We start from the raw sequence: 21118 nt of genomic DNA, 5'->3' as shown, positions 1-21118 counted from the left end.
TTCCGGACCAAATTATAAGCAAACACCCCCGTATTCAGGGGGATTTTTAGTATCCGGCCCGCTACGGGTGGGTATGAGTACCGCAGATTCAGAGGACCACGGGGGACATCACCTTCCGGCAGTCGAGGACTGGCCCCGTGGGTTCGGTGAGGCCAGCTGGTGGCCGTTCGTCACGGCCGTCGGCGGGGCGCTGATTTACATCGGCGTGGCGCTCGTGATCTGGAGCAGCAGTTCGAACCCGACGCTGACGACCGTCGGTGAACAGGCGGTCACGCTGCGGGTCGCTGCGGGTGGCGTCCTCGCGGCGAGCGTCCTGCTGTTGCTCGCGGGGATCTACGGCTGGCTGTATCACGCGTTCGTGGCCACCTACTGGGAACACGGGACCGAGCAGCGAAGCAGCAGCTCACTCCGGTTCGGGATGGTCCTGTTTCTCGGCTCGGAGATCGCCACCTTCGGTGCCGGCTTCGTCTACTACTTCTTCATCCGGTCGGGCGCCTGGAGTACTGACGGGTTCCCAGAACTGCTCGGTAGTTTAGTGCTGATCAACACCGCGATCTTGCTGACGAGCAGTGTGACGCTGCACTTCTCGCACGTCGCACTCCGGAACGGCAACCGTCAGCGGTACGTCCGTCTGCTCGGGCTCACGCTCCTGCTCGGGGTCGTCTTCATCGCCGGACAGGCATACGAGTACTACGAGTTCATCGTCCACGAGGGCTTCACGATCCAGGGCGGGGCGTTCAACAGCGCCTTCTACGGGCTGACCGGTCTCCACGGCGCACACGTCTCGCTGGGTGCGATCCTGCTCGGTATCATCTTCGCCAGGAGTCTCATGGGTCAGTACACCCCGGATCGTCACACATCTGTCAGTACCGTCTCGATGTACTGGCACTTCGTCGATCTGGTGTGGGTCTTCCTCGTCGTCTCGCTGTACCTCGGTGCCGTACTCTGATCGCGATCAAAAATATTTTATAGTAACCTGGTGTCGGACTGGAACGAGGGATAGTGTCACCCGCAGGGGAAAGGATCGCCGACCGTGCGTGGGGGGATGACGCCACTTTGGGGGTGGCACCGCTGGGGAATCACGAGCCGCGGTCGGCTACGGCCCCGTGCCAGTCAACTGGCGCACTATCCCGGTTTTCTCTCGAACGGACCACGAAGAGTGCGCAGCGACTCGAACGCCATCTACGGAGTCGGGAGCCGATGCCCGCTACTGAATTATCCTCAGTCTGTCCGCATAGACAGCCGATATGTCGCTCGGAACGGGACATCGTTCCAATAATCCGTATCAGTCCGACGCGGTCTCGGCAGCATCGGGATTCCGGATCCAGAGGTCCCCGAAGAGGTCGTCCTGTGAGAGTCGTACTTCACCCCGATGGGCCAGAAAGAGCAGTCCGAGGAACGTCTCGACCCGGGAGCCGCCGACGTCGCCGATCTCGCGATAGAGGACTTCAGACCGGCCGGCGTCGTACTGCTCGCGGAGCGATCGTTCGACGCTATCGATGATCTCGTCGATGTTTTCGGCGTGGGCCGTTCCCGTCACTTCGGCCGCGGTCGGCTCCTCGTCCATCCGAAGGTCGTCTGCAGTCCGGTAGTCGAGTTGCTGGGTCCCGCGCTGGTAGCCCTGGGGCGAGTCGCTGGTGTCGTACTCCCGGGATTCCTTCCACCAGGTGTCCCGCTCGGCATCGCGCAGTTCGTGGACGAGTTCGTCCAGCGTCTGGGGCATGCCCCGGGCGCGCTTGCGTTCGAGCCGGCGGTCGATCTCGGCGTCGAGTTGGTCGAAGGGATCGACGCCTAACTCCTCCTCGCCGAGCGGCTCGACCCACGGTTCGTCTGCAACTGGCTCTTGCTCGGGACCGTCGTCCTCCAGCAGGGCGTCGCTTTTCATGCGCACGAGCACGCTCGCGTAGAACAGCGCCCGACCGGAGGTCCGCAGATCCGCCTCTTCGAGCGCGTCGAGGAACTTGTCCGTCACCCGGACGACGTCGATGTCCCAGGGGTCGATCTCGCCGTCTTCGGCCAGTTGGACGAGCACTTCGACCGGTTCGGTGTCGTCGCTCTCGCTTGCTCCGTCCGGCCCTGGCGGCCCGCCGGGACTGCCCGACTCGCCGCCCGCGACGACGCTCGTGCCGCCGTCGGGGAGGCTTGTCCCGTCGTCGGTCCCGTCTCGCGTCTCGTGACCTGTGATGTCCAGTGGAATCTCGTCGTCAGTCATGGTTCACCTCCGATTCGCCGCTCTTTTCGAGGATCTTCACTTTGTTCAGATCCTCGCTATCGCGGGTCGCTTCGCTCGCGGGTCGATCCTCTCCCCGCTCGCGTCCGAGACGCTCCTGACAGTCGCGTCTCGCTCTCCCCGCTCGATTGTCGGAGACGCTCACTGCCGTTCGCGTCTCCCTGCTCGCGGGTCGGTACTCCTCCCCGCTCGCCCTTTCGAGGATCTTCACTTTGTTCAGATCCTCGCTAGTCTCGCGGGTCACTCCGTTCCCCGCTCGACTGTCGGAGACGCTCACTGCCGTTCGCGTCTCCCTAGTCATCAGCAGGAACACCTCCAGCACTCAGGTCGATCCCGGTCACCGCCGAGACGTTGTCCTGTTGCATCGTGACGCCGATCGCTCGCTCGGACCGCTCGAGCAGCGCCGAGCGATGGGAGACGACGATGAACTGAGCGTCGCCGGCGAGCTCGTCGACCATCTCGCCGACCCGATCGGCGTTGGCCGCGTCGAGGAACGCGTCGATCTCGTCGAGCGCGTAGAACGGTGCCGGGTTGTGGCGCTGGATCGCGAAGATGAATGCGAGTGCGGTCAGGGACTTCTCGCCGCCGCTCATGGCGTTGAGCCGCTGGATCGGCTTGTCGCCGGGCTGGGCCTTCATCGTCAATCCGCCGTCGAAGGGATCGTCCTCGTTTTCGAGATAGAGGTGGCCCGTTCCGTTCGAGAGGCGCTCGAAGATCGACTCGAAGTGGTCGTTGATCGACTCGAACGCCTCCATGAACGTCTCCTTCTTGCGAGCCTCGTAGGTCGCGATCCGCTCGCGGATTCCGTCGGCCTCCTCCTGGAGCGTGGCGCGTTTCTCCTCCAGCTCGTCGAGATCGGCCTGGACGTTATCGTATTCCTCGATCGCGAGCATGTTGACCGGTTCCAGCGCCTCCATCTCGCTCTCCAGACGACCGATCTCCGACTCGACCGTGTGGTGATCCGGGATCTCCTCGGGGTCGTAGTCGCCGACCTCGCTTTCGAGCTCCTCGATCTCCCAGTCGAGGCGCTCTGCCGTCTCTTCCAGGGAGTCGAGGTCACTCTGGACTCTATCGACGGCCTCTTTCTGCTCGTCTCGCGCGTCTTTGGCCGCCCGGAGATCCTCGCGGAGGTCCTCGCGGTCGTCCTTGAGATCGGCCAGCTCGTCTTCGAGGTCCTCGACCGCGGCCTCCTTTTTTGCCAGGACCCCCTCCTGGTCCTCGATCTTGCTCTCCAGTTCGGCGATCTCCTTCTGGCGGTCTGCCTTGCGGTTCTGTGCCGTCTCGATTCTCTCGTGGAGATCCTCGATGGCGTCCTCGGCGTACTCTTTCTCCAGTTGCTTCTCGTTCAGGTCGGCGTCCAGCTCGTCGGCCTGATCCTGCAGCTCGTCGATTTCCGCCTGAATCGCCTCTGCCTCGTCGGTGAGGTCGGGTAGCTCGGAGTCCTCGATCTCCGCTTCGAGCTCCGCGATGTCGGCCTCGATCTCCTCGATCTCGGCTTCCTTCGCTTCGATGTCGGCCTCGATCTCGTCCATCCGCTCGGAGACCTCCTCGCGTTCGGCCTCGATCGCTTCGAGGTCGTCTTCGAGGTCGGCGATCTCCTCGCGGACCCCCTCGCGTTCGTCCTCGCGCTTCTCGATCTCGGCCTCGATGTCCCGGACCTGCTCTGCGGCGTCGGACTTGCGGTCGCGAGCGTCTTCCAGACGGTCCTCAGCGTCACGGATGTCGCTACGGACGTCCTGGCGCTGGTCTTCGAGATCGTTGATCTGCTGGGCGACCCGTTCGAGTTTCCCCTCGCTGCCCGCGAACGAATAGCGAGAGCCGCTCTGGGAGCCGCCGGTCATCGCACCGCTCTTCTCGACCAGATCGCCTTCCAGAGTCACCAGCCGGAACTCGCCCATCAACTCGCGGGCGGTCTCCATGTCCTCGACGACGAGCGTATCGCCCAGCACGTACGAGAAGACCGGCGCGTACTCGCTGTCGAAATCCACGAGATTGTAAGCGAAATCGACCACACCCGGATGGTCGGGCTTGCCGGGCAGCGACCGGTGTTGCATCTTCGTGATCGGCAGGAAGGTAGCTCGCCCGGCGTTGCGAGATTTGAGGTACTCGATGCATTGCTGGCCGACGCCGTCGTCGTCGACCACGACGTGTGCCATCCGTCCTCCTGCAGCTGTTTCACAGGCAGTCGCGTACGTTCCGCTGACGCTGCCCAGCTGGGCGACCGTCCCGTGGACGCCCGCCTTGTCGGCGTTGAGGATCGTCGTCACCGCCCGGCCGTAGGAGCTGTCACCGCTGTCGTCGGCTTTCGCCTCCAGCTGGGCGTACTCCTGCTGTTTGGCGCTGATCTCGTCCTCGATGGATTCGAGGTCCGACTGCAGTTCGCGCTTCTCCTGGGTGAGATCGGCGACGACTTCGGTGATCGTCTCGCGGTTCTTCTCGGCCTTCTCGAGTTCCGCTCGCAGGTCTTCGAGTTCGGCCTCGATCTCGGGGATCCTGGCCTCGGCCTCCTCGATGGCCTGTTCTTTCTCGCGCTGGTCGTTCGAGCGTCGCCGCGCCTCGTCGAGCAGCCGATCCTGTTCGTGCTGGAGGTCGTTGCGCTCGGATTCGGCCGCCGCGAGCCTCTCTTTCCGGGACTCCAGCTCCTCGCGAACGTCCTCGAACTCCTCGCCCAGCTCCTCGATCTCGGCTTCGACCGACTGCAGTTCGGCCTCCTTTTCCTGGATCTCGGCCATCAGCGAGGACTTGTTGACCTTGATCTCGCGGATCTCGCTCTCCAGATCGTCGATCGTCTCCTGCTTGCGATCGATCTCGACGAACGCCTGCCGACGCTCGTTTTCGGCGTCTTCCAGTTTCTCCTCGGCAGTGCCGATCTTGTCCTCCAGCCGGGAGATCTCGCCTTTGACCTCCTCGATCTCGCGTTTGAGCTGGAGTTGCTCGTCTTCGCCCTTGCGTTCGATCTCGCGGTTGAGTTCGGCCAGTTCGTCCTCCAGCCGGACGACCTTGCCCTCCCGTTCGTCGAGTTCGGCCTGCAACTCCGCGAGTTCGGACTCTCGCTCGTCGATCTCATCGCGCACCTCCGAGAGATCGTCTCGCTTGTCCTCCAGTTCGGCCGCCCGCCGATAGCCTTCGTACTCTTCTTTCTGGTCGCGCAACTCCTGGTATTCGAGCGCAGTCTCCCGTTCGTCCTCGAGCTGGTCAAGCCGGTCCTGCTTCTCCTCGATCCGGAGGTCGGCTTCCTCGATCCGGTCCTCGACGACCTCCAGTTCCTCGAAGGCGTCCTCCTTTTTCGCGTCGAACTCCGCGACGCCCGCAATCTCGTCGATGATCTTGCGGCGGGCGTGTGGGGTCATGTTGATGATCTCGGTCACGTCGCCCTGCATGACGACGTTGTACCCCTCGGGCGTGACGCCCGCCTGTGCGAGCAGGTCCTGGATGTCAGAGAGGTTGACCGACCGACCGTTGATGTAGTAATACGAGTAGTAGTTGTCGTCGGTTTCCTTGACGCGGCGTTTGATCGTGATCTCGTCGATCTCGCCGATCTTGTCGGTCCCGGCGGCGTTGACGACCTGCGACCGCTCCAGGGTCCGGTCGGCGTTGTCCAGTACGACCTCGACGCTGGCCTCGCGTTCGCCAGCCGTCTCGACGCTGCCGTCCTGGTGGCCGGGATTGTAGATGAGGTCGGTCAGTTTCTCGGCGCGAATGCCCGAGGTCCGGGCGAGTCCGAGCGCGAACAGCACGGCGTCGATGATGTTAGACTTGCCCGAGCCGTTCGGGCCGCTGATCGTGGTGAAGTCCTCGTAGAAGGGGATTCGCGTCTTCCGACCGAAGCTCTTGAAGTCGTCGAGTACGAGCTCTTTGATGTGCATGGGGGGTCAACTCTCCGCGGACGCCGGTTGGGCACCCGATGGCGTCATACGGACTGGTGTACCGATGTACCGGCCCGACCGCATCCAGACGTGCGGTCGGTTCGGAAGGGACGTACGGTCGTTCGTATCATGCGATGATGATGTCCGAATCGCCGTCCGTCTCCAGCTCTTCGCCCTGTTCGTCCGTTGGATCGGTTTCCTCGGTGTTAGATTCTTCGGCCGATGTCTCTCTCGTGTCGGAATCGGTCCCCTCCGAGGCCGGACTGAATCCCATATCGGCGTCGACGGCGTTTTCCAGTTCCCGAATGCGAACCTTACACTCGACCAGCTCGTCCGTCAGCCCGTCGACAGTTGCCTGGAGTTGATTGACCTGCTCTTCGAGCTCTTCGACGCGATTGCCGCACATATCCCTATCACACATCCCCGCCCGCATAAACTTACGTCAGACATACACATAGCAGCTGATACGATCGCAGACGCGAACGCTTTTCCGGATACCGCTCGCCCCAATGAGTATGAAACGCGGAGGCACGGACGAGCAGAAGCGCGCCGCGGGCGAGTCGGCGGTCGACGCCGTCTCGGACGGGATGGTCGTCGGCCTCGGAACCGGAAGCACGACCGCCTACGCGATCCGCGAACTCGGCAGGCGCGTCGACGCCGGCCTGGACATCGAGGGCGTCCCGACCTCCTACCAGTCGCGACAGCTGGCCCGCGAAGTCGGGATTCCACTGACGACCCTCGAAGACGCGACGCCCGACCTTGCGATCGACGGGGCCGATCAGGTCGCCGACGGGACGCTTATCAAGGGCGGTGGCGCGGCGCACACCCGCGAGAAGCTGGTCGACGCTGCCGCCGACCGGCTGCTCGTCGTCGTCGATCCGACGAAGGAGGCGGACGCCCTCGACCATCCAGTACCGATCGAGGTGCTCCCGGACGCCCGTCGCACGGTCGCCGAGACGGTAGCCGATCTCGGTGGCGACCCACAGCTCCGGGCGGCCGAACGCAAGGACGGCCCGGTCGTCACCGACAACGGCAACCTCGTGCTGGACTGTGACTTCGGGACGATCGAGGATCCAGCGGGGCTCGCGAGAGCTCTCTCGGCACTACCTGGCGTGCTCGAACACGGCCTGTTCGTCGAACTGGCCGACGAGATCCACTGCGGGACTGACGATGGCGTTCGCGTGACGGAGCTGTAGTGACAAACCCGCGCTCTAGAGAACGATCCCGGACTGCAGGATCGCGATCAGGGCGGTCAGCGTGGGGATCGAGACGAGCGTCGAGGTGAACACGACCGTCGAGACGTACGATTCCGGCGTGACGCCGTCGACCGAACCGCCGGAGAACTCGCCCACGAGGATCAGTGGCGTCACGGCAGCCGGCGTCGCACATTCGAGGACGAACACTCGAGCGACGGTCGCCTGCGGGCCCTGGAGCCCGAGTCTGGCAAACGCCGCAAGCGACAGAAGCGCGACGCCGACGGCGACGACCGGGGCGACCACCATCTTCAGGGCGTTCGCCCGGACGACGCTGCCCAGTGCGGCCCCGAGCTCGGCGTTCGACAGCTGGATCCCGAGCAACAGCAACATCACGGGAATCGAGGCGTTGCCGACCATGCCGACCGTCTCCATGATCGCGCTCTCGGCAGGCGGCAACAGTCCAAGCGAGCCCGCGACCAGCCCGACGACCACAGCGTAGACGAGCGGGATCGAGAAGACCCGCCGAACGCCCGCGAGCGCGCTCTCGTCGCGGCCGCGGGCGGTGAGATAGACCCCGAGCGTGTACAACAGGACGCTCTGGACGACGATGTACAGGACGGCCGTCGAGCGACCGACCGAACCGAAGGCGAAATCCGACAGCGGGATGCCGTAGTTGCCGGCGTTGCCGAACGAACTCACCAGTACGAACGCACCGAGCAGAGGCTCGGTCTCGCCCGCGAGCCGCCCGATCCCCTGGGCGAGGGCGGCCATTGTCAGGGTGAACCCCGTGACGCCGATCGCCAGCCACAGCAGCGTCTCCCCGCCCAGCGGGGTGGTCGCGACGCTGTGAAAGACCAGCGCCGGCGCGAGCACGTAGACGGTGATCGTGTTCAGCGGCCCGGCGTCGACGTCCTGCGTCCGGCCGAGCGCGTACCCGACTGCGGCGATGGCGATGATCGGCGCGATGGCGGTCGCGAAGATCGACAGCAGTCCCGAATCGACTGGTGACACAAACGAGAGTCGCTGCGGGGAGTGCTTGTGCGTTGTGAATCGTTCGGGCTCGTACGTTCCGGAGCGATCCGCGAATCGGGCGTCGCGGATCGATCCGATTTTTGTCCCCCGAGCACCCACCGCGAGACATGGCCAAACAGCCACACTTGCTCGTCGAAGCGGGCGACGTTCACGACCTGGCGCTCGTGCCGGGCGATCCCGGCCGCGTCGATCGCATCGCCGATCACTGCGAAGACGTCGAGCTCGTCGCCGAGAATCGTGAGTACAGGGTCGTCAACGCCACTTACGAGGGACGGCCGCTGACGATCTGTTCGACCGGTATCGGCAGCCCCTCGGCCGCGATCGCCGTCGAAGAACTGGCCGCGGTAGGCGTCGAGACCGTCCTCCGCGTGGGGACGACCGGCGCACTTCAGTCGGGCATCGAGATCGGCGACATGATCGTCGCCACGGGCGCGGCCAAGGACGAGGGGACGACCAAACGCTACGAGTCGGCGACCGTCCCCGCCGTTCCGGATTATGACGCGCTTTCGGGGCTGGCCGAGGCCGCCGAACGGATCGAAGACGAGACGACCGGCGGGACCGTCCACGTCGGCCCGATCGCGACCGACGACGCGTTCTACGCCGAAACAGCGGAGTACGTCGACGCCTGGGAGGCTGCCGGGCTGCTGGCCGTCGAGATGGAGGCGGCCGCGCTGTTCACGCTCGCGCGCCGGAAAGGACTGGCCGCAGGTGCGATCTGCACTGTCGACGGCAACCTCGTCGAGGGAATCCAGAAAGGCGAAACCGAAGCAGAAGAACTGCCGGAGAAGGCCAAGAACAACGTCGAACGGGCGATCGAGATCGCACTCGAAGCCGCCGTGGAACTGTAGCGCGGGACACCGTCGTGATACGGCCGGCACGTGTGAGGCCCGCGCGGAACGGGGCCGCGGATTTTTTGTCCCTGTAGGTGGTTCGGACGGTAAGTCATGCCAGGCCCGGTCGAACGCGTGCGAGGACTCCGGAGGCGGCTCTTCAGGCTGGTCCGCGGGGAGATCAGGACGTTTCACCGGTGGATCGAGAACACGCGCAACCTGGTGCACCTCTCGGTACTCGTCGCGCTGCCGCTGCTGTTGGGGGCCGTGACGGCACTGTCGAACGCGATCGACCTCCTGCCGTTCCTGCTGTTCCCGCCGCTGGCCTCGGGGTCGTACACTCTCTTCGCCAACCCCGAAGGTCGATACGCCTCGCCGCGGCGGTTCGTCGGCGGGCTCACGGCGGGCGCGTTCTGTGGCTGGATCGCGCTAGAGCTCGCGCTTCGGTTCTGGTATCAGCCCCAACCCCAGACGCTGGCCGCCGATCCGGGAGCCGTCGCGCTCGGACTCCTTCTGACGGGCGTCGTCACCTGGGGGCTCGACATCGAAGAGGCGGCGGCGTTCTCGACGGCGCTGCTGGTGCACGTCACCGGCGCGGATCAGTTCGCGTACGTCCTCAGCGTCGCGGCGTCGAGTGCCCTGGTGGCTGGCGCGTTCGTCCTCTGGCGCGACAACGTCTACGAACAGCGAGCGAACATCCTCTATGAGTCGACCCGGGGTGACGATCACGTGCTGGTCCCGACTGGCGGCCCCCACGAGGACGCAACCGCGATGCTCGGCGCGCGGCTCGCGGCTGCCCACGACGCCGGGAAGGTCGTCCTCTGTGACGTCGTCGCAGACGAAGACATCGCCGCACAGGAGCAGGCACTGCTCGACGGGGCCGAACCGCCCGACGACGACGTGTCCGTGCCGCGGGCCGACCCGACCGGTGTCCAGCCGGATGACGTCCACCAGAACTGGGCCGATTTCACGCGCGAACCGCCCGACCGCGACGATGCGGTCGACGCCGGCGATATCAGTCAGGACTGGGGCGCCTACGACGAGCGGGCGATCCGACAGCGCGCCAGAGACCGAGCCGTGGCAAACGCTGCGGCCGCACTCGAATCGCGTGCCGAGCGCATCGAGACGGTCGTCGGCGTCCCCTGTGAGGTCGTCGTCGCAGCCGGCAGCGGTTCACGCGCTCGGACGATCGCCAGGACGGCCAAAGAGACCGGCTGTGATCTGATCACGGTCCCCTACCAGACCGGAAACGGTGGCCTCGCCCCGCACATCCGCGAACTGTTCCGGGGCGAAATCGACGTGCTCGCACACCAGTCCTACGACGGGCGGGTCCGGTGGTCGCGGGTTCTGGTTCCCGTGCGACAGGCAAGCGACGTCGCTCACGCCATGATCGACTTCGCGACGCGACTGACCGGCGACACAGTCAGCGTGTGTCACTGTATCGATTCCGAACGCGAGCGTCGCAGCGCCGAGGAGATGCTCGCGAACCTCGCCGAGACTGCCGACGGCCGCGTCGAGACGCGAGTCGCCCGCGCCGATATCGCCTCGTTCCTCGGAGAAAACGCCGCCCAGTTCGATCTGATCGTGCTAGGGTCGAGCCGGGACCGGAGTACCGCATCGCGGTTCCTCTCACCGCCGACTTACGAACGGCTCGGCGAACTCGACACTGACATCGCGATCCTCGATCGAAACTTCTAGTCGACGATCCGCTCCTGTCACGCCTGACGGGACAGTCTCGATCAGGCGATTTCGACCCGGACCCATGCGCCGCCCTCGGTCGCGTCGAGCGGCGAGACGTCGTCGATGCGGGCGAGCGGCGCGACCGGCGAGGCGGCACGGGGCATCCCGTCGATCGACGCGGGCGTCGGGCCCCAGAAGAGACACAGCGCGTTGCCCTGCGGCCAGTAGGCGATCGTGCCGACTGGGACCTCCGCCCGCGTCGCCGCTGGGTCGACGTCTACCGGCACGTCGAAGTACAGTTCGTCACCCCAGCGGGCGGCCTCGCCGGAAACAGGGAGCGATTCGAGCAGTGCGTCCCGCGTTCGGTGGTTCTCCGCAAGCCAGTCCGCTTCGAGCTCGTGCTCGCCGGCGGTGATCACGAGGTCAGCCATACGTGAGCGTTTGCGATCGGGCGTAATAGTGCTACAGGATTCGCAAGACAGCTATTCGGTCGACGCCCCCTCTGGCTCGTCGTCGTGATCTTCGGCGATCTCTTCGACCTCCTCGCCGGTCGTTCCCAGGATGCGGTCGGCGACAGACTCGACTTCCGCCTTCCCCAGTGCCGACTGCACGAGCAGGTGGGCACCGATGACGGCGGGGCTGATGACGGCGTCGGCACCGGCCCGCCGAAGCTTGTCGATGTTCTGGCGATCGGTCGCCGCCGCAACGATCCGGATGTCGGGGTTGAGCGCCCGCGCCGTCAAGATTGCGAGCGCGTCCCCGGCGTCGTCGTTGGTCGCTGCCAGGACGCCGGCGGCACGCTCGATCCCGGCGTCATATAGCGGCTGTTCGTCGCTCGGGTCGCCGACCAGGACGTTGAGATCTCGATCCCGGAGTGAGGAGGCCCGTTCCCTGTCCGGCGTGACGACGATAAAGGAGTTGTGGGACTCCTCGAGCCCTTCGACGATCGGTTCGGTCAGTTCGCCGTACCCCATAACAATGATGTGGTTTTCGAGCATTCTGAGTTGCGCCTCCGACATCTGTCCGAGCGCGGCCGCGAAGCGTGCCTCGATCGCCGGGCCGAGCAGCGTCCCCGCCGCAGCACCGAAGCTGGCGACACCGATAACCAGCACGGACATGCTGAACAGCCGTCCGACCTGGCTAGTCGCCGTGATGTCGCCGTACCCGACCGTCGAGGCCGTCACGAGCGTGAAGTAGAACGCGTCCAGCGCCGTGTTCACGGCCGGGAAGTGCTCGTGCAACGCGTAGGACCCGGCAGTCCCGTAGATCTGGGAGCCGGCCAGCGCCGAAAGCGCTGCGAGCTGACTCGTCGACAGCGACCACGACTCGGTGTACTGGCCCCGGCCGCTCGCGACGAGCGGGATCGACGCCAGCGAGAGCACGACCAGCGGTGTCGAGACCGGCACCGGGACGCCGACCAGCGGTACCGTGACCGTTCCGGACTGGACGACGCCCTGGAGTGCGGTCACCGGCAACAAGACCAGCGTCGAGTACCAGGCGACACGCAGTCGCATCCGGAGACCGTAGGCGCTGGCCAGCATGAGAAAGCCGGTCATTGCCCCGGTGAACCCTGCGAGGCGCTGGACAGATTCCGGGATGTACCCGCTCAGCAGGGCCACCTCCTGGGAGGCAATGTTGACGACCCCGACCGCAAAGGAAAGCACCGCGACGACTGTCACGAGCCAGACTGTCGCTCGCGCACCCGGATGCCGGACCATACGTTCTCTCGTCCGGGGAAGGGGATAAACGTCACCGTCTAGACTACGGTTCGACTGGCAAAACCAGCGGACAGGTCCGAACTAGCGGACGCCCCCGACTTCGAGCCAGGGGACCTCGACGAGCGCCGGGATGTGGGTCTCGATGTGATGTTCCCAGACGCCCTCCTCGCCGAACGCTTCGCCGTGGTCGGCCGTCACGACGATGTCCCCGTCGAGGTCCTTGATGAGGTCAACGACCGACTCCATGGCGATCCGGAGGTTCTCTTCGTAGAGGCCCATCGCCGCGCCGCGGGTCCCGTTTTTGAGGACCGCACGCGGGCCGAGTTCCAGCCACAGTCCCATCTTCTGGGCGAGTTCGACGCCGTCGAGTGTCCCTTCGACCTTCTGGCGAACTGTCCCGACAGCCGAGGAGAGAACGCCGTCGTCGGATCGGCCCTGCTGGGCCCCCTGGCGCTTGATCCCTTTCTGGATCTGCTTGAGCTTCTGGCCCTTGCCGCGTGAGAGGTACGGCGCGTGGGGTTGCATGTAGTGGACGACCGTCCGCTCGGCGGCCTCGACGGAGTCCCGATTGGCGTAGAAGGCCTCGTTGAGGCTGTCCGGCGGCACGGTCTCCAGGTCGTCGTCCCACCCGGACTGCCAGACGTCGATGATATTGCTGATGTGTTCGGTCGCAGTCCACTCGTAGCCAGAACTGGCACCCCACTTGAGTTCGTTGAGCGGGATCCCCAGGTCGTTGATGAAGGGGTTGCCCGAGAAGTACGCGAGGTCGTGTTCGTCAGTGAACGTCTTCGAGGCCCACTCCGGAGTCGAGGAGGCGATGCTCGTTCGCTTTTCGAGATCGCCCTGAAGGTAGTCGTCGTAGACCTCGCTGAAGACATCGTACCGGCAGGCGTCCAGCACGATGGCATAGTCCCAGTCCGATTCGAGAAAGTTGTGGTCCGCCATCAGTGGACGCTAGTTGGTACGTGCGTATCTATTTCTTTGGTTTCCAGATCCGTACTGGCTTCCCGATCGGAATCTCTCTGGTCCGGTGTCGCGATTATCGGCGCGAGCTCAGGGTGCCGGGGAGCTACTATACCGAGACAGTTTCAGCGTTCGGGATCGCGCCGAAGGCGGCCTCGATGCGACTGTTGACTTCCTCTACGAGCGGCTCAACGTCATCGTTGCCGATGACCGGGAGTAACTGCGTCGGGTCGGCGACGCTGACCCCGGTTTCGTCGCCGTCCGTCTCGTAGACGACGACGTTACACGGCAGGAGCGCACCGATCTCGAACTCCACGTCGATCGCGTCGTACGCGAGCGGCGGGTTGCACGCCCCGAGGATTCGATACCGGGCGTGTTCTTTGTCGAGTTTCTCTTTGAATGCTGCCTGCATGTCGATGTCCGAGAGGACGCCGAACCCCTCCTCGGCGAGCGCGTCGGTCACGATCTCGATTGTCTCGTCGAACGGGGCGTCGATACGGTACTGGTGGGTATACGGTGCCATTCTATTCTCTAGGGGACGCGCACGGATGAGTCCTCGGTGTACGTTATAGTGATCGTTGTAACGATCACCCGGTGAGGGCACACGACACCGTGTGATCAATCCGGAGCAGACGGACGACGAACATACCAATCGTCGCCGGGCACGATCGAGCGTGGAGCCACAGCTACCAGATCGATCGAGCGTGGAGCCACAGCTACCAGATCGATCGAGCGCGGGAGAAGCAGTCGGTCGCGTCGATTAGGCGTAGCGTTCGAGTTCGGGCCGATCGAGCTCTTCGAGCACGTCGTCGGCGACCGAATCGAGCAGCTTTCGTCCCTCGGCGGTGACCACGCGGCCGTCGTTGCCTTCCGTCTCGACGTAGCCAGCGTCTTCGAGCTGCTGGAGCGCGGTGCGGATGATCTTCCGGGAACCGTCGCTCTGGCTCGGGGGCCGGACCTGATAGCGGTTGGAGCCGTCCTTGGTGTTGCCGTAGGCGGTAGCGAGCGAGCCGACGCCGACGGGCCCGTCGACGGCGACCTTCCGCAGCAGGCTGGCGACGCGACGCGGCCAGAAGTCGTCCTGCTCGGGCGGGAGCTCGCGGTCGACGCCCGTGGTCGTAAACTCGATCCAGTCCGGTGCCTCGACGTCGCCGTCCTCGGCGAGTCGGTCCGCGATGGCCTCGATGAGGTCCTCCGCGGGGACATCGTAGAGTGTCGTCATTGAGCGTTCATACTGCGGTCGGTCATTTAAACACATCGTCTCGGGGCCGTGGGCAGCGACGTCGACAGCGATCCCACCCCGAACCGTGCCGGTCACGACGCGGCGGACCGCACTCCGCTCCAGGACTCTCTGCGGGTCACTGATCTTCGGGCCCCTCTTCGGCGACGATCCCGGGTGCGTTGCTGGCGACGATGATGATCTCTTCGGTAATATCTTCCATCTGGTTGGCGAGTTCGTCGAAGAGAATCGCAAACTCGCGGTACATCAGCGGCTGGTCGATCGAATCGTCGGCGAACGCCGTCGTGATTACCTCGTTGCGGAGTTCGTCACATCGGCTCTCCATGTCTCTGATCCCCTGGATCTCGTCGGTGAGGGAATCCGAGGCCTCGTAGGTGCTGAGGTCGTGGACGAACCGCTCGATGACCTCTTCGAGTAGTTCCGTCGTGTCCGCGACTTCGGTGGCCATCTCCCGGAGCCCCTCGAAGCACGCGTTGTCGTGAGGCGGTTGCATCATGTCGAGTTCGTGGGCGATCCGCTCGGTGACGTTCACGACGACGTCGATGGTGCGATAGAACTCGACCAGCGCCGACTGGTTGTAGTTGATGCGCGTGTTGAGTTTCCCCATGTCAATTGGGTCGGCGTTGGTGATCAGCGCGACGATCTGCAGATTGCGGTCGTCGCACTCGCTTTCGAGGTCCTCGATCTCTTCGATGGTCGCGCTGTAGTCCTCGCCCGCGGCGTATTGATCGAGCAGCTCCGGCAGGAGATCGATACACGCCTTGAAACAATCGAGGTACGCGTCAGTGTGCGATTCGAGTTGCTGGCTGAAGCTGGCGCCCGCGGTCATGGGACAAGTCAGGACGGGCGACACTAAAGAGTATTCGACTAGAGCCCGGTCGGTTCGTGGATGAACGTCGTCTTCAGGCCCCACTCTTCGAGGCGATCCTGGAGAGCCTTGACGCCGAAGGTCTCGGTCGCGTAGTGGCCGGCGAGGAAGACGTGGATGCCGTGTTCTTTCGCGAGGTGGTAGGCCTTCTGCTTGCCTTCGCCAGTGACAAACGCGTCGGCGCCGCTCTTGGCAGCCTCCTCGAGCCAGTCGGCGCCGCTCCCGGTGACGATCGCGATGTCCTCGATCTCGGCCGGACCGAACTCGAGCACCTGCACGCCTTCGCCACCGTGGACAAGTTCGCCCGCCAGCAGATCGTGCAGTGCGTCGACGCTGTAGGCGTCGGGGGCAGTCCCTCGCTGGCCGACGTGGACGGGGCCGAGTTCGCCGAACGGCTCGGTGTCGGTCAACTCCAGCAGGTCGGCCAGCCCGGCCGCGTTCCCGAGCGTCTGGTGACCGTCGAGCGGGAGATGTGCCGCGTACAGTGCCAGCCCGGTCTCGATCAACGGCGCGAGTCGCCGGTAGTCCGTCCCGGTCACGCGGTCGATCCCGCCCCACGAGATCCCGTGGTGGGCGATCATGAGGTCGGCCTGGGCGTCGACCGCCTGTTCGATCGTTGAGACGGCGGCGTCGACCGTGACGGCGACCCGGGAGACCTCTCGATCGGCCGGACCGACCTGGAGCCCGTTGGCACTCGCGTCGACGTCAGCGTACTCGTCGACTGCCAGTCGCTCGTCCAGCCGTTCGGCGAGCTCATCACAGCGCATAGTCGCCGTTCGTCACCCTGTAGTGTAGTGGTTGCGGTCGCGATCGAACGGATTTTCGTGGACGTGATCGAGGAATCTTCTCGGAAGACGATCACGCGCGGACGAGTTCGTCGCCCCGGTCTTCGAGAATCCCTCGATCGATCAGGGCCTCCAGGATCGTATGCGTCGTGTCCCGATCGATTCCGTAAGCACTCCGTGCGACGACCGTGATCTCTTCGATTTCGACGGGGAACTCCCGATTCTGGAGCAATCGCACGACCTTGTTGTACTCGGCACGCTCGAAGTCGTCACTCTCGCGCCCGGCAGCGTCTGCCCGGCCGTCGGAATCGGCCGTCGTCACGGCTGACTCCCCGTCGTCCGACGTTGCTTGCCCCTCTTCGTCGCGCTCCGATCCGTTCCTCGCGTCGCCGCTCGACTCGATCGAATTCCCTCGTCCCTCATCGGATGCCGACGTCTCGTCCGCGTCTCCGAACATATCGCCTGTGTCACCGGACGCGTCGTCCGTCCCCGTGGATGCCGACGTCTCGTCGGTGGACGTGTCCTCCGCGGACGGCGACTCGTCGTGTCCGCTCCGGGCCTGTTCACCCTCGCTCGTGGTCGTCACGTCCTCGTCGGGATCTTCGAGCGTTTCCAGGGGATCGTCGTCGAGGTCGACCTCGGCCGGCGATCCGATCGACTCGCCTCCGATTGCGGCGTCCAGTACTTCCTCGATGACGGTCGTGAGTTTCTGTCGACACGACGGACACAGGACAATATCCCGGCCGGTCTCGACGCGGTCTGACGTGACCAGCGAGTACTCATCGAGTTGCGCATCAACAGCGTCCCCGCAAAAATAACACGACGCGAGTCGGTCCATGCCTGGACACAGAACGGCCGGGATCAAAAGCTATGGGTCCGTCCGGGTGGGTACTGCTGGTGGCGCCTCCGGGCGACTCCGCCGGCATCTGTCGTCCGCATGTGCACTACGCCGGAGCCGCGTCCGCGTGTGCGAAAACGAACGCACGGACGAGTTTCGCCCCGAGGACGGCGGCCTGGTCGTCGTCCTGATCATTGACCTCGACGACGTCAGCGCCGACGGCGTGGGGCGCGACCGCCCGCACGACCTCTCGCATCGCGGTCGGGTCGAGACCGAACGGTTCGAGCGTCCCGGTGCCTGGGGCGAATCCGGGATCGGCCGCGTCAATGTCGACGCTCAGGTAGACTTCGCGCTCGAACGCCGGACTCCACTCGGACACCTCCTCGGGCGGGACGACCGTCACGTCGGCCTCGGCTGCGCGCTGCCATTCGCGTTCGCTGCCCGCACGCGCGCCGAGGATGATGGCCTCCTCGGCGACCTCGAGCGCGTGACGAGTGACCGTCGAGTGGCTGTATGGATCGCCGCCGAACGCCTCGCGGAGGTCGAGATGGGCGTCCAGACAGACGAACACGTCCGGATCCAGCGCCCGGACGGCCGCAACGGTGACAGTGTGTTCGCCGCCGAGCAACACGGGGATCGAACCGTCTCGATCGACGTCGCTGAGAACGCCTTCGAGGTAGATCAGATACTCCTCGACGTCCCCACCGGGGCGGACGTCGCCGTGGTCGTGGACGCCGAGGGCAGTGAAGCGACTACCGGTGTGATGGTCGTAATCCTCGAAAGACTCGGCGACGGCGCGGATACGCCGTGGGCCGAACCGCGTCCCAGGCTGGTAGGTCGTCGAGCGATCGAGCGGCGCGCCGACGACGACGTACTCGGCGTCCGCCCGATCGGCGTGTGCACCCGGGAACCCTGACATTCAGACGATCTTGCGCTGGCCTTCGTACTCGAGGAACTCGATCTCGTCGTCGGGGCTCAGATCGGCCTCGTCGGGGCTGACCATCACGAACGTCTCGTAAGTCTCCAGGTCCATCACCTGGATCTCGTCGCCGTCAACGTTGACGACCTGGCCCTGCTTGCGCTCGATGATCGGGACCCACACTTTCGCGTCGACCGGCTGGGAGAGTGATCGCTTCTTGCTGTCGAAGACGCCCTTGCCCTCGATGCGAGCCTTGGCACTGCCGTGTTTGCCCGGTTTGGCCGTACTGTAGCTCGTGATCTTGCACGGCGTCTCGTCCATCATGACGTAACTCCCTTCGTCGAGTTCGCGAACTTCAGTCTGCTCTTTCGCCATGTAGCGTCGTTGCCCCCCGCCCAGTATAAACGGTTTGGAACGCTCTGGGGACGGGCGGGGCCGATCGGAGCGTCTTCGGACCGGTCGGACGCGCGGCCCGGAGTTCCGGCACCGAATCGGTCGGGTAGACCGGGCGGGACGTTTACATTGTGGCCCGGCAAACGAGTGAGTGAATGGAGGGTGTGCTCTGGCAGTTGCTGGCGAGTTCTCGCGGGGCCGATACACGCGCTCGCCTCCTGCGAGCTATCGATTCCCGGCCGCGCAATCCCAATCAGCTCGCCGGCGCCCTGGACATGGATTACACGACGATCCGTCATCACCTCAGGGTGCTCGAAGACAACAACGTCGTCACCGCCTCCAGCGACGACTACGGGGCGGTGTACCTTCCAACTGACCAGGTGCGGACCCACTGGGACACCGTCGAGGAGATCCTGGACACCGTCGAGGAAGATTGATTATGGGACGGAATTTGGAAAGCACATATACTCCGGGCCGATCAAGGAGGTACCGATGGGCATCTGGATGACCGTCGCACAGGCCGCTGCCGCCGCCAACCTGCTGCTCGTTGGGGCGATGGGCGCCGTCTGGCTGCGGAACTACCGCCGCCACGGCGCCAGCCACACTCTGGCGTATCTGGTGTTTGCGGCGTTCCTGCTGGTCGAAAACGCGATCTGGCTGTACCTGTACTTCCTCGACGACGCGTTCGTCGGCTGGTATGCGGTGACCACGCCGACGATACAGGTCGGGATGGCACTGCTCTGTGGACTGGAAACTCTCGCGCTGGTCGCGATCGCGAGGATCACGTTGGTCTGATCCCGGACGAAATTCGGACTGAATTCGGAAATCGTACTTGTCTCAGTCGTCCGTGCATGCCGATATGGTACCGACGAGACGACAGTTCCTCGGGACGGCTACGCTCACGGCTGCGCTCGCTGGCTGTCTCGGCGGCGACGGAAACGGCTCGAACCCGACGACCGACGAAGACGTGACCGTTTCGGTACGGTCAGTCGACACCCATGGCGACATCCTAGTCGGGCCGGATGGCATGACTCTGTACATGTTCGTCCCCGACGCGGACGCCGACGGCAGCACGTGCTACGACAGCTGTGCAGCCACGTGGCCGCCGCTGACTGTGGACGAGAGTCCGTCTGCAGCCGACAGCGTGACGGCGAGCCTGTCGACGATCACCCGCGACGACGGATCGATGCAAGTTCTGGCCGGAGAGTGGCCGCTGTATTACTACGCCGGCGACGACAGCCCCGGTGACGTCAACGGGCAAGGCGTCAACGACGCGTGGTACGTGCTCGGTCCCGACGGCACGCCAAAGGGCATGGAGACGACCACTGAGACGACTACTGAGACGGCCACCGAGACGACTACTGAGACGACGGTGGCCACGTCCCCGACGATCGAGGTCCGGGATCACGACACGCTCGGCGAGATTCTGGTCGGGCCCGACGGGATGACGGTGTACATGTTCGAAAGCGACACCGCAGGGGCAGACGAGAGCAGTTGCACCGGCGGCTGTGTCAGCACCTGGCCTCCGGTGACAGTCGAGGGCGATCCGTCGGCGGGAGACGACGTGACGGCGACGCTGGCGACGTTCGAACGCGAGGACGGAAGCACGCAGGTGTCCGCCGACGGCTGGCCGCTGTACTATTACGCGGGCGACGACAGCCCCGGCGACGCCAACGGACAGGGGGCGTCCGGCGTCTGGTACGTGCTCCGGCCGGACGGATCGCCACTCCGAGAACCACCGACGACGGACGACGGCAGCGGCGGAATCGGATACTGATACTGCCGGCTGTACGCTCGCGAAGATATCCGGTACTTCGTGCCGAATTCCTTCGAAATGTCACAGCCAGCAGTATGAAACGGACTGCTGTAACGAGTTGCCGGTTCGTCTGCGTTCCTTCGATCGACCGGAACGGACCGATAGCAGCCGTCAGTCGTGAATCTCGACGCTCTCGATGGTGATCGGTGACGTCGGGTTGTCGTTCATGTCGGTATCGACTAAACCGATGGTCTCGACGACGTCCATCCCGTCGATCACTTCGCCGAAGACCGGGTGTTTGTCGTCGAGGTGGGGCTGTGCCGCGAGCGTGATGAAAAACTGCGAGCCGTTGGTGTTGGGACCGCGATTGGCCATCGAGAGGATCCCGGGACCGTCGTGGCGCAACTCCTCGTGGAACTCGTCGTCGAATGTGTAGCCGGGACCGCCGCGGCCGTTGCCCAGCGGGTCCCCGGTCTGGACCATGAAGTCTTCGATCACGCGATGGAATTCCACGCCGTCGTAGAGGGGATCGATCCGCTTCTCGCTGGTCTCGGGATCCTCCCAGGCGCCGGTCCCGGGTGCGATCTCTGTGTTTTCGTAGTCGTCTGCACCCTCCGCCAGACCGACGAAGTTCTCGACCGTCCGCGGAGCACGCTCTTCGAACAGCCGTACCTCGATGTCGCCTTCGCTCGTGTGCAGCGTCGCAGTCAGGTCTGAACTCATAGAAACCACTGGCGCGCCGGCCGGCATAACAGTGGCGATGCGATCAGGACGACGGACATCGTGTATCCGCATACTGTTGAC

The 21118-nt window shown here is 64.6% G+C and carries 23 protein-coding genes; 7 read left to right on the top strand and 16 right to left on the bottom strand.

The annotated features are described in order from the left end of the window. Positions 1-73 precede the first annotated feature (73 nt). Positions 74-949 carry a cytochrome c oxidase subunit 3 gene (locus OB916_RS04155; protein WP_315908018.1) on the top strand — a complete coding sequence of 292 codons (876 nt, stop codon included), beginning with the start codon at positions 74-76 and terminating at the stop codon, positions 947-949. A gap of 336 nt (positions 950-1285) precedes the next feature. Here the strand turns inward: OB916_RS04155 and OB916_RS04150 are convergent, their stop codons facing one another. From OB916_RS04150 to OB916_RS04140, 4 genes are all read right to left on the bottom strand, one after another. After that, positions 1286-2212, bottom strand: coding sequence for a segregation/condensation protein A (locus tag OB916_RS04150; RefSeq protein ID WP_390884022.1), 927 nt, complete (start codon positions 2210-2212; stop codon positions 1286-1288). Further along, positions 2205-2531: a hypothetical protein gene (locus tag OB916_RS16995; RefSeq protein WP_390884021.1), complete on the bottom strand. Its 327-nt coding sequence runs from the start codon at positions 2529-2531 to the stop codon at positions 2205-2207. Before OB916_RS16995 ends, OB916_RS04150 begins: the two co-directional genes overlap by 8 nt. Then, the gene (gene smc / locus OB916_RS04145; RefSeq protein ID WP_315908017.1) at positions 2524-6096 is read right to left on the bottom strand and encodes a chromosome segregation protein SMC; all 3573 of its coding nucleotides are present in this window, start codon (positions 6094-6096) and stop codon (positions 2524-2526) included. Before smc ends, OB916_RS16995 begins: the two co-directional genes overlap by 8 nt. A gap of 127 nt (positions 6097-6223) precedes the next feature. Further along, positions 6224-6502, bottom strand: coding sequence for a DUF7518 family protein (locus OB916_RS04140; protein WP_315908016.1), 279 nt, complete (start codon positions 6500-6502; stop codon positions 6224-6226). Positions 6503-6611: 109 nt separating this feature from the next. Between OB916_RS04140 and rpiA the strand changes: the two genes are divergently transcribed. Then, positions 6612-7292, top strand: a complete 681-nt coding sequence (rpiA, locus tag OB916_RS04135) for a ribose-5-phosphate isomerase RpiA (RefSeq protein ID WP_315908015.1) — start codon at positions 6612-6614, stop codon at positions 7290-7292. Positions 7293-7307: 15 nt separating this feature from the next. On the opposite strand, the gene OB916_RS04130 is transcribed toward rpiA, so the two are convergent. Further along, the gene (locus tag OB916_RS04130; protein WP_315908014.1) at positions 7308-8303 is read right to left on the bottom strand and encodes an AEC family transporter; all 996 of its coding nucleotides are present in this window, start codon (positions 8301-8303) and stop codon (positions 7308-7310) included. Positions 8304-8431: 128 nt separating this feature from the next. Here OB916_RS04130 and OB916_RS04125 point away from each other — a divergent pair, with 128 nt between their 5' ends. Both OB916_RS04125 and OB916_RS04120 read left to right on the top strand, forming a co-directional pair. Further along, positions 8432-9172, top strand: coding sequence for a nucleoside phosphorylase (locus tag OB916_RS04125; protein ID WP_315908013.1), 741 nt, complete (start codon positions 8432-8434; stop codon positions 9170-9172). A gap of 96 nt (positions 9173-9268) precedes the next feature. Further along, a complete protein-coding gene (locus tag OB916_RS04120; protein ID WP_315908012.1) occupies positions 9269-10852 on the top strand; it encodes an HPP family protein in 1584 nt (527 codons plus the stop codon). 41 nt (positions 10853-10893) lie between these two features. Here the strand turns inward: OB916_RS04120 and OB916_RS04115 are convergent, their stop codons facing one another. From OB916_RS04115 to OB916_RS04070, 10 genes are all read right to left on the bottom strand, one after another. Beyond that, positions 10894-11265 carry a cyclophilin-like fold protein gene (locus OB916_RS04115; RefSeq protein ID WP_315908011.1) on the bottom strand — a complete coding sequence of 124 codons (372 nt, stop codon included), beginning with the start codon at positions 11263-11265 and terminating at the stop codon, positions 10894-10896. Positions 11266-11316: 51 nt separating this feature from the next. Next, positions 11317-12552 (bottom strand): NAD-binding protein, encoded by a 1236-nt coding sequence (locus OB916_RS04110; protein WP_315908010.1) that lies wholly within the window; start codon positions 12550-12552, stop codon positions 11317-11319. 81 nt (positions 12553-12633) lie between these two features. After that, the gene (locus tag OB916_RS04105; protein ID WP_315908009.1) at positions 12634-13497 is read right to left on the bottom strand and encodes a hypothetical protein; all 864 of its coding nucleotides are present in this window, start codon (positions 13495-13497) and stop codon (positions 12634-12636) included. A gap of 127 nt (positions 13498-13624) precedes the next feature. Beyond that, on the bottom strand, positions 13625-14038 hold the full coding sequence (locus OB916_RS04100; protein WP_315908008.1) for a DUF302 domain-containing protein: 414 nt from the start codon (positions 14036-14038) through the stop codon (positions 13625-13627). A gap of 237 nt (positions 14039-14275) precedes the next feature. Further along, on the bottom strand, positions 14276-14737 hold the full coding sequence (locus OB916_RS04095) for a 30S ribosomal protein S19e (protein WP_315908007.1): 462 nt from the start codon (positions 14735-14737) through the stop codon (positions 14276-14278). A gap of 136 nt (positions 14738-14873) precedes the next feature. Further along, the gene (locus OB916_RS04090; RefSeq protein ID WP_315908006.1) at positions 14874-15584 is read right to left on the bottom strand and encodes a DUF47 domain-containing protein; all 711 of its coding nucleotides are present in this window, start codon (positions 15582-15584) and stop codon (positions 14874-14876) included. A 38-nt stretch (positions 15585-15622) separates the two neighbouring features. Beyond that, positions 15623-16390, bottom strand: a complete 768-nt coding sequence (locus OB916_RS04085) for a Nif3-like dinuclear metal center hexameric protein (protein WP_315908005.1) — start codon at positions 16388-16390, stop codon at positions 15623-15625. A 91-nt stretch (positions 16391-16481) separates the two neighbouring features. Further along, complete coding sequence (locus OB916_RS04080) at positions 16482-17246, bottom strand: hypothetical protein (RefSeq protein WP_315908004.1); 765 nt, start codon at positions 17244-17246, stop codon at positions 16482-16484. Between the two features lie 106 nt (positions 17247-17352). After that, positions 17353-18165 carry an agmatinase gene (gene speB, locus OB916_RS04075; RefSeq protein ID WP_315908003.1) on the bottom strand — a complete coding sequence of 271 codons (813 nt, stop codon included), beginning with the start codon at positions 18163-18165 and terminating at the stop codon, positions 17353-17355. Continuing rightward, complete coding sequence (locus tag OB916_RS04070) at positions 18166-18540, bottom strand: translation initiation factor IF-5A (protein ID WP_315908002.1); 375 nt, start codon at positions 18538-18540, stop codon at positions 18166-18168. Positions 18541-18713: 173 nt separating this feature from the next. Between OB916_RS04070 and OB916_RS04065 the strand changes: the two genes are divergently transcribed. From OB916_RS04065 to OB916_RS04055, 3 genes are all read left to right on the top strand, one after another. Then, a complete protein-coding gene (locus OB916_RS04065; RefSeq protein WP_315908001.1) occupies positions 18714-18995 on the top strand; it encodes a winged helix-turn-helix domain-containing protein in 282 nt (93 codons plus the stop codon). Positions 18996-19050: 55 nt separating this feature from the next. Then, positions 19051-19353 (top strand): hypothetical protein, encoded by a 303-nt coding sequence (locus OB916_RS04060; protein WP_315908000.1) that lies wholly within the window; start codon positions 19051-19053, stop codon positions 19351-19353. 64 nt (positions 19354-19417) lie between these two features. Then, positions 19418-20335 (top strand): twin-arginine translocation signal domain-containing protein, encoded by a 918-nt coding sequence (locus OB916_RS04055; RefSeq protein WP_315907999.1) that lies wholly within the window; start codon positions 19418-19420, stop codon positions 20333-20335. Between the two features lie 150 nt (positions 20336-20485). Here the strand turns inward: OB916_RS04055 and OB916_RS04050 are convergent, their stop codons facing one another. After that, a complete protein-coding gene (locus OB916_RS04050) occupies positions 20486-21037 on the bottom strand; it encodes a peptidylprolyl isomerase (protein WP_315907998.1) in 552 nt (183 codons plus the stop codon). Positions 21038-21118: the final 81 nt, after the last annotated feature.

The sequence above is a fragment of the Halapricum hydrolyticum genome (genome assembly GCF_025517535.1).
Taxonomy (GTDB): Archaea; Halobacteriota; Halobacteria; order Halobacteriales; family Haloarculaceae; genus Halapricum; species Halapricum hydrolyticum.
This window is presented reverse-complemented; position numbering and strand designations above follow the sequence as displayed.

What these genes read in the sequence shown, in the direction of transcription:
- OB916_RS04155 (WP_315908018.1), top strand. Translation starts at nt 74, where the DNA reads ATGAGTACCGCAGATTCAGAGGACCACGGGGGACATCACCTTCCGGCA.
- OB916_RS04150 (WP_390884022.1), bottom strand. Translation starts at nt 2,212, where the DNA reads ATGACTGACGACGAGATTCCACTGGACATCACAGGTCACGAGACGCGA.
- OB916_RS16995 (WP_390884021.1), bottom strand. Translation starts at nt 2,531, where the DNA reads ATGACTAGGGAGACGCGAACGGCAGTGAGCGTCTCCGACAGTCGAGCG.
- smc (WP_315908017.1), bottom strand. Translation starts at nt 6,096, where the DNA reads ATGCACATCAAAGAGCTCGTACTCGACGACTTCAAGAGCTTCGGTCGG.
- OB916_RS04140 (WP_315908016.1), bottom strand. Translation starts at nt 6,502, where the DNA reads ATGTGCGGCAATCGCGTCGAAGAGCTCGAAGAGCAGGTCAATCAACTC.
- rpiA (WP_315908015.1), top strand. Translation starts at nt 6,612, where the DNA reads ATGAAACGCGGAGGCACGGACGAGCAGAAGCGCGCCGCGGGCGAGTCG.
- OB916_RS04125 (WP_315908013.1), top strand. Translation starts at nt 8,432, where the DNA reads ATGGCCAAACAGCCACACTTGCTCGTCGAAGCGGGCGACGTTCACGAC.
- OB916_RS04120 (WP_315908012.1), top strand. Translation starts at nt 9,269, where the DNA reads ATGCCAGGCCCGGTCGAACGCGTGCGAGGACTCCGGAGGCGGCTCTTC.
- OB916_RS04115 (WP_315908011.1), bottom strand. Translation starts at nt 11,265, where the DNA reads ATGGCTGACCTCGTGATCACCGCCGGCGAGCACGAGCTCGAAGCGGAC.
- OB916_RS04110 (WP_315908010.1), bottom strand. Translation starts at nt 12,552, where the DNA reads ATGGTCCGGCATCCGGGTGCGCGAGCGACAGTCTGGCTCGTGACAGTC.
- OB916_RS04105 (WP_315908009.1), bottom strand. Translation starts at nt 13,497, where the DNA reads ATGGCGGACCACAACTTTCTCGAATCGGACTGGGACTATGCCATCGTG.
- OB916_RS04100 (WP_315908008.1), bottom strand. Translation starts at nt 14,038, where the DNA reads ATGGCACCGTATACCCACCAGTACCGTATCGACGCCCCGTTCGACGAG.
- OB916_RS04095 (WP_315908007.1), bottom strand. Translation starts at nt 14,737, where the DNA reads ATGACGACACTCTACGATGTCCCCGCGGAGGACCTCATCGAGGCCATC.
- OB916_RS04090 (WP_315908006.1), bottom strand. Translation starts at nt 15,584, where the DNA reads ATGACCGCGGGCGCCAGCTTCAGCCAGCAACTCGAATCGCACACTGAC.
- OB916_RS04085 (WP_315908005.1), bottom strand. Translation starts at nt 16,390, where the DNA reads ATGCGCTGTGATGAGCTCGCCGAACGGCTGGACGAGCGACTGGCAGTC.
- OB916_RS04080 (WP_315908004.1), bottom strand. Translation starts at nt 17,246, where the DNA reads ATGGACCGACTCGCGTCGTGTTATTTTTGCGGGGACGCTGTTGATGCG.
- speB (WP_315908003.1), bottom strand. Translation starts at nt 18,165, where the DNA reads ATGTCAGGGTTCCCGGGTGCACACGCCGATCGGGCGGACGCCGAGTAC.
- OB916_RS04070 (WP_315908002.1), bottom strand. Translation starts at nt 18,540, where the DNA reads ATGGCGAAAGAGCAGACTGAAGTTCGCGAACTCGACGAAGGGAGTTAC.
- OB916_RS04065 (WP_315908001.1), top strand. Translation starts at nt 18,714, where the DNA reads ATGGAGGGTGTGCTCTGGCAGTTGCTGGCGAGTTCTCGCGGGGCCGAT.
- OB916_RS04060 (WP_315908000.1), top strand. Translation starts at nt 19,051, where the DNA reads ATGGGCATCTGGATGACCGTCGCACAGGCCGCTGCCGCCGCCAACCTG.
- OB916_RS04055 (WP_315907999.1), top strand. Translation starts at nt 19,418, where the DNA reads ATGGTACCGACGAGACGACAGTTCCTCGGGACGGCTACGCTCACGGCT.
- OB916_RS04050 (WP_315907998.1), bottom strand. Translation starts at nt 21,037, where the DNA reads ATGAGTTCAGACCTGACTGCGACGCTGCACACGAGCGAAGGCGACATC.